Source organism: Streptomyces viridochromogenes, assembly GCF_001270495.1.
GTDB lineage: Bacteria > Actinomycetota > Actinomycetes > Streptomycetales > Streptomycetaceae > Streptomyces > Streptomyces viridochromogenes_A.
The window spans coordinates 64,101-70,700 of record NZ_LGUR01000215.1 but is presented as its reverse complement, the minus strand read 5'-3'; the positions used below and the strand labels follow the sequence as shown (position 1 = coordinate 70,700).

Annotated in this window: 3 protein-coding genes; 2 read left to right on the top strand and 1 reads right to left on the bottom strand. The window is 70.0% G+C overall.

Features of this window, described 5'->3' with window-relative positions; genetic code table 11:
- Nucleotides 1-462: 462 nt before the first annotated feature.
- On the bottom strand, nt 463-1,728 hold the full coding sequence (locus ADK36_RS28790; RefSeq protein ID WP_199830268.1) for a PucR family transcriptional regulator: 1,266 nt from the start codon (nt 1,726-1,728) through the stop codon (nt 463-465).
- A 365-nt stretch (nt 1,729-2,093) separates the two neighbouring features.
- Between ADK36_RS28790 and ADK36_RS28785 the strand changes: the two genes are divergently transcribed.
- A complete protein-coding gene (locus tag ADK36_RS28785) occupies nt 2,094-2,933 on the top strand; it encodes a DUF4394 domain-containing protein (RefSeq protein WP_199830267.1) in 840 nt (279 codons plus the stop codon).
- Nucleotides 2,934-3,411: 478 nt separating this feature from the next.
- Nucleotides 3,412-6,567 (top strand): FG-GAP-like repeat-containing protein, encoded by a 3,156-nt coding sequence (locus tag ADK36_RS28780; RefSeq protein ID WP_053199557.1) that lies wholly within the window; start codon nt 3,412-3,414, stop codon nt 6,565-6,567.
- Nucleotides 6,568-6,600: the final 33 nt, after the last annotated feature.

The window sequence follows — 6,600 nt, the reverse complement described above, 5'->3', positions numbered from 1 at the left end:
CAGTCTTCCGCGGGTCTTCGCACGGGGAGCCGGTGGGATCGGTGAGATCGGTAAGATCGGTGGGGGGTTGGACGGCACGGATGTTCCTCCATGAATCAGAAGTTCACAGACGGACCACAGCATGAGTCCAACGCCCTTGATGAGCAAGGAAAATGATTATCAGTCACTGAGAGGCGACTCAATGCCTCGGTGACCGATCCGGGATGTGAGCGTCGGAGTCGTCGACTCACGGCTCTGCCCCTGCCCCTGGGCCGTCTCGGGCCGGATGGTCACGAACGGGGCGCCCTCGCCAACGCGGTTGGTCGGTTGGACCTCGCAGCGGGCACCCCGCAGCCGGCCACCGAGTGCTTCTGCATAAGCCCGGAGCGTCGCCACCCGACGGCGGCCGACGCGCCAACGAGGACCACATACCCTCCAACTGCCCGTCTCGGCACGCATCTCGGCTCCGGATGACCGCCCGGTTCAGTGCCACGCTTCCGACAGGCGCCGCGTGACGACCGAGCTGAAAATGCGCACGCCGCGCGTCGAGCCGGGATCGATGCCGGTGAGCTCCCGCACCCGGCGGAGGCGATAGTCCAGGGTGCGGGGGTGGACGTTGAGGGCTGCCGCCGTGGCGCCGCGGTGCATGTCGTGGCGATAGTACGCGTCAAGCGTGACAAGAAGGTCCGGACCGGGCTGCAGGCTCCGGCCCACGGCGTGGAGCCATTCGTCGACGAACGGCGCGTCTGCGACGGCGAGTTCGACGAACACGTCCGACACGGTGTGCGGCCGCAGCCGAGCGGACGCGCGTCGCAGCGGCGCCGCCCTGCTGATCCGCCGGGCCAGGTCGAGGGCGTCGGCAACCTCGGACAGCGGTGAGGTGGCGGTGCCGGCGGCGCAGGGGCGACCGAGAGCCTGGGCGAAGTCCCGTACGAGATCGGATACGGGGTCGGGCAAGAGGTCGGGTGCAAGGTCGGGTACGGAGTGCGGCTGTACGGTCTCGGCTGTACTGGGCCCCAAAGACGCCTGGGGCGTGGGGGGACGCAAGGGAATCAGGGCAATCAGCTCACCGCTCCTGCTTCCACCGCCCGGGCACCACGTGATCGGCGCGTGGTGGGTTTTCACCAGCGTCTCGATCTCGCTTTCCAGGTCGTGATCGCCGACGGGACGGTCCGGCACCCGGATCACCGTCACTGCGCAGCGCTCGGGAAGTTCCATTCCCAGTGCCGAAGCAAGTTCCGCCGATATGGGGTCTCCGTTCAGCAACGACCTGGCCAGCAGGGCGGCCTGCTCGACGTACGGCAGACGGTGTCGCAGAGCCGTCACGAATCCCTGACTGTAGGCACGGATACCGCGTTCTCCCTGCGGGGCGAACCAGCTCATCATCCGCATGAGTTCGTCGACGCCGACGCCGCGCTGAGCTTCGGTCGCTTCGTTGATCTCGCGCAGCATGAGTGAGGTGTGCAGTCGCAGGACCCGCTGCCGTGCATCCAGCGACATCCCCGCTGCGGCCCGCGACTCGCCGATCGCCGCGATGTAGCCGAGGTCGTCGTCGCTCAATTCGCTGTTGTCCGGGGACAGTTCGACCGTACGGCGCCGCAACCACAACGCGTACTCCAGTGTCTCGGCCCGCGCCCGGGAGTTCGTGTCCAGGAATCCGAACTCCGGAATCTCGCGCGCGTACGCCTCGACCTCCCTGCGCGCGTTGGCCGACGCCTGCCGGGCCAACTCGGCGAAGAAGCTCCCCATGGGCGCGAGCATGCCATTCCGGTCGAAGCAGCCGACAGGGGAAATCCGGACGGCATTTATCACTCTGCGCACATCGGAGACGGCCGCGTCTGGGGCACTTTGTCACAGTGCGCAAAATCCCTGGATCGGGGCATTCCCATCACCTGTTCCACTTGTGGAGACACTGTGAACTGGCCTTAATGGGAACCGCGTACCAGCCCGTGGGGGAACACCACAGCAATCATTCCGGCCACCACTCCGGATCAGCGCGGGAATCGGTACGGGAATCTCTCATCTGCGCGCCACTCAATGGTGCTTGTCCAAACGGGAGGGAAACACCGATGAAAGCAGGAACGAGAAAGAGAATCGCGGCGGCGGTAGCGGTCATGGCCACGTCGACAACGCTCATGCTGAGCGCGCCGGGCAGTGGCTCGGCCGCTCCCGCCGCCACTCCCAGCCTGCGCGCGTTCGGGATCACAGGTGACGGCACCCAGATGGCCACGTTCACCACCGACCGGCCGAACGTGCTCGACTGGGTCAGGGACGTCATCGGGCTCAGCGGCGACACGGCTCTGATCGGCATCGACTTCCGGGTGCAGAACGGCCTGATGTACGGCGTCGGCAACAAGGGCGGCATCTACACGATCAAGACCCCGCCGGCCACCGCGGACGTCGTGATCACCAAGGTGTCCCAGCTCCAGTACACGCTGCACGGCACGAACTTCGGCGTCGACTTCAACCCGGCCGCCGACCGGCTGCGCGTGATCAGCGACAACGGCCAGAACCTGCGGCACAACCTCAACGACCACACGACCATCCAGGACCTGAACCTCACCACCCCGCCGATCGAGGGCACGACCAAGGGCGTCTCCGCCGCCGCCTACACGAACAACGACCTCAACGGGGCCACCGGGACCACGCTGTTCGACATCAACACGGCCGGCGACCAGGTCGTCATCCAGTCCCCGGCCAACAACGGCACGCTGGCGCCGACCGGCAGCCTCGGCATCGACGCGCAGATCAACGCCGGCATGGACATCTTCAGCACCCTGTCGGACGGCAAGACGGTCAGCAACGCCGCCTTCGCCTCTCTCACCGCCTCCGGCGCCGACAGGCCCTCCCTCTACAGCATCAACCTCTTCACCGGCGAGGCCACGCTCGTGTCCGACAGGCCCAAGTTCCCCCTGAACATCACGGACCTGGCCATCTCCCTCACCGGGAGCTGAGCCCTCCCGCAGGTCACTTACTCGCCGCGGCCCGGCTGCTCCCGGGCTGCGGCGAGCCCGAACTCTTGTGGCGGCTCAGAGGTCGCACGGCGCGGAAGTCGCGTCGGCCGAGGGTGAGGATCGCGTCGGTGTCGTAGGCGGCCGCCGGGGCCACGTTCAGCGCGGCGGCCCGGCGATGACGCGACGCTTCACCGAGTGCCGGTGGCGTGCCGCACGCGGAACCACGCTCATACCCCTCGTCACTGCTGCCATGGCTCAGGCACTGCCGCCAGGCCCGCCATGCCTCCAAGCTTCCAAGCCTCCAGCAGGCGAAATGGGCTTACAGGGAGGCGGGAAGCGTCCTGTGACGTTTGAGCATGGAGCTGCGCTGTGTAGGCAGGGGGCCCTGCATAGCGTCACGTCGATGTGCGCTGCCTGCGCGTGTCCGTGTGTGTCCGCGTCGAGTTGCCTCCCCACCACCCGCCAGTTGGAGGCATGCGTGACAGGGCGACACTCGCCGGGCCGTAGACGACGCAGGTTCATACGCACGGGCATCGCCACCGCCACCGCGCTCGCGGTCGCCGGTGGCGCCGTCCCGTTCCTGCTCCAAGGAGCGCAGGCCGAGGCGGCCCCGGTCACCGTCGACGCGCCCGACCGCTATCTGCCGCGCGGCAACGCGCTGTACGCCGCGGGCCCCGACGGACAGCTGGAGCGGACGGAGCCCGACGGCTCCGGCACCGGTCTCGGCCGCTACCGCTGGGTGCCCACCGACGGGGACCCGGTCGATCTCGGCAGCCAGGCGCAGGCCGAGGCCGGGGCCGTGACCGGCGCCGGATCCAACACCGTCGGCATCTACGACGAAGCCGCCCGCACCGTCACCCTGAAGGACCTCAAGGCCGGGACCTCGACCGAGATCACCGTGCCCGAGGGGCAGAAGTACCTCGGCACGTACGGCACCGCCGTGCTGACCGGCGTCTGGGCCGCCGGCGCCGAGCGCGGCGAGCTGCACATCCTGCGCGCCGACGGCTCGGGCACCACCGACACCCCGGTGGCCGGGCTGGACGCGGGTGCCATCGCCGGCCACACCGTCCAGGGCGGCGACGCCAGGACACTGGCCGTGCACTACTTCGTCGAGGGGCGCGGCTCGTCCCTGGGCCTGCTCGACCTGGAGAGCGCGCAGATCACCGCGTCGCTGGGCGGCGTCAGCGTGGACGGCGACTCCATGGCGGTGTTCTCGCCCGACCGCATCGCCTTCTACAACGACGACATGTACGGCGTCCGCGTCTGGGACCGCTCGGACGTCGCCAAGGAGCCGGTCTACGTCAAGGTCGGCATGTCCGCGTTCGGGGACACCGAGGAGACCAAGGGCAAGCCGGTGATCGGCCTGTCCGGCGACCACGTCCTGCTCACCCGCAAGCCCGTCTGGGTCCCCGAGTCCGACATCCGCGTACGGCTCGGAAACCCGCTGTACGCCTACCCGTTGGACGGCGGCGAGCGCAGCACCGTGCTGCCGCACGCCCAGTCCCGGATCGTGCAGGCCCCCGGGGGCGGGGCTGTGGTGACCGGCGGCACGGGCGCCGCGGACTGGGCGGTGCGCAAGGTCGCGCCGGGCGCCGACGGGGCGCCCGCGGTCACGGCCGTGCACGGCGTGCCGGCGAAGGCGGGCACGGTCGCGTCCCTGTCCCTGGCCGCCGGGCGGCTCACCACCGCCGAGCCCGACAGCCGTGCGCTGCCCGCGGTGGCGCAGCGCGGCGGCATCACCGTCGGCACCACGTCGTCGACGGGGACATGGCGCGCGGTGGCCGAGCCGGACGGATCGGACGCGGCCCAGTTCAAGCGGTACGCGGATGTCCGGCCGGTCGGCACCGGTGACGGCCGCTCCGTGGTCCTGGCCGACAACGCCGGGAACGATGTGCTGGAGTCCGCCGACGCGGACGGCAAGGTCACCGACCTGACGAAGCTGACCGGCGCCCCGTACGGCCCCTGGGGCGACGGCAGCAGGGTGCTGTCGGCGTCCGGCCGGTACGTGGTCTACGGGCGGCCCGGCGCGGAGGAGGACAAGTACCTGGTCGACCAGGACGATCCCTCGTACCGCGTCCTCGAAGGCATGACCGGTGCCGCCGTCTGGGGCACCGCGCTGTGGACCGTGGACGGCGCAGGCAACCTCGAGGGCACGGGCCTGCCCACCGCGTCGGGCACGGCCACCGTCTCCGCCTGCGCCGCCAAGGACCTGCAGGCGGTGGGGCGTTGGGTGTACTGGGAGTGCTCGTCGACGTTCGAGACGGACCCCGTCGGCGTGTACGACGCCGTGACCGGGACCCGGATGACCCTGCCGCGGCCCGGCAAGCTGGGCGACGGGTACGTGGTCTCGTACGACAGCGCGACCCGCCGTGTCGAGGTCACCGACTTCCACACCGGGACCGTGGCCGAGCCGCGCACCGTCGAGGAGCTGCCCGCCGACCCCGGCGCCAAGGACCCGGTCAGTGCGGACCCCTACGGCGGGACGTTCGCCTATGCGGTCGGCGGCGGACAGGTCCGGGTCGCGGACAGCGGCGTGCCGACGTCCCCCGTGAAGAAGATCCAGTCGCGCGTCGAGTGGTCCGTGGACGTCTCCGCCAACTCGATGGACCGGACCTGGAGCGCCTCCTGGCTGCTGTCCAAGCCGGTCACCGGGGCCAAGGCCGAGATCCGCGACAAGGCCGGGCGCGTGGTGCGCACGCTGACCCCGACCCGCCGCGACGCCTCGCTCGCCACCACCTGGGACGGCAAGGTCAGCGACACGCGGTACGCCACCGACGGCACCTACACCTGGCGGCTGACCGGCACGCCGGCCGACGGGCAGGGCCCGGCGCTCTCCGCCACCGGCACCTTCACCCTGACCGGCGGCACCCGCCCGTACCACGACCTCAACGGCGGCGCGGGCGACCTGACGACGCTCACCTCCTCCGGCTACCTCACCACCCACTACGGCGACGGCAAGGGCGCCTTCGGCAGCAAGGCGTCCGGCTCCGGCTGGCCCACGGGCACGGTCGCCGTCCCGTTCGGCGACCTCACCAAGGACCGCTGCAACGACCTCCTGGTCCGTATGCCCGACGGCACCCTGCGCCGCTACACGGGCAAGTGCGCCGGCGGCGGCTACAGCCCCAGCGGCAGCTACACGGCACTGGGCACCGGCTGGCAGCAGTACAACGTGCTGACCGCGCCGGGCGACATCACCGGCGACGGCCGTACGGACCTGATCGCGCGGCAGGCCTCGACGGGCGACATCTACCTGTTCGCCGACAACGGCTCCGGTGGCTTCAAGAGCCGGGTGAAGATCCGCTCGGCGTGGACGTACACCCACATCACCGGCGCCGGCGACCTGGGCGGCGACGGCTTCGGTGACCTGCTCGCCCGCCGCAGCGACGGCACGCTCTTCCGCTACGACGGCACGGGCGCGGGTCAGTTCAAGGAGCGGGTCACCGTCTTCACGTCCTGGGGCAGGACGTACAACGCGATGGTGGGCGTCGGCGACATCACCGGTGACGGCAGGGGGGACCTGGTCGTCCGCGACACCTCCGGAAACCTCTACCGCAACAACGGCAGGGGGAACGGCTCCTTCACCTCGCGCACGCAGATCGCCACGGGCTGGCAGGGCTACAAGGGCCTGTTCTAGTTCTGGAAGGCTGCTGAAAGTCCCAGCAGAAGC

Coding starts and splice junctions, on each gene's coding strand:
- ADK36_RS28790 (WP_199830268.1), bottom strand. CDS start 1,728: ATGGGGAGCTTCTTCGCCGAGTTGGCCCGGCAGGCGTCGGCCAACGCG.
- ADK36_RS28785 (WP_199830267.1), top strand. CDS start 2,094: ATGGCCACGTCGACAACGCTCATGCTGAGCGCGCCGGGCAGTGGCTCG.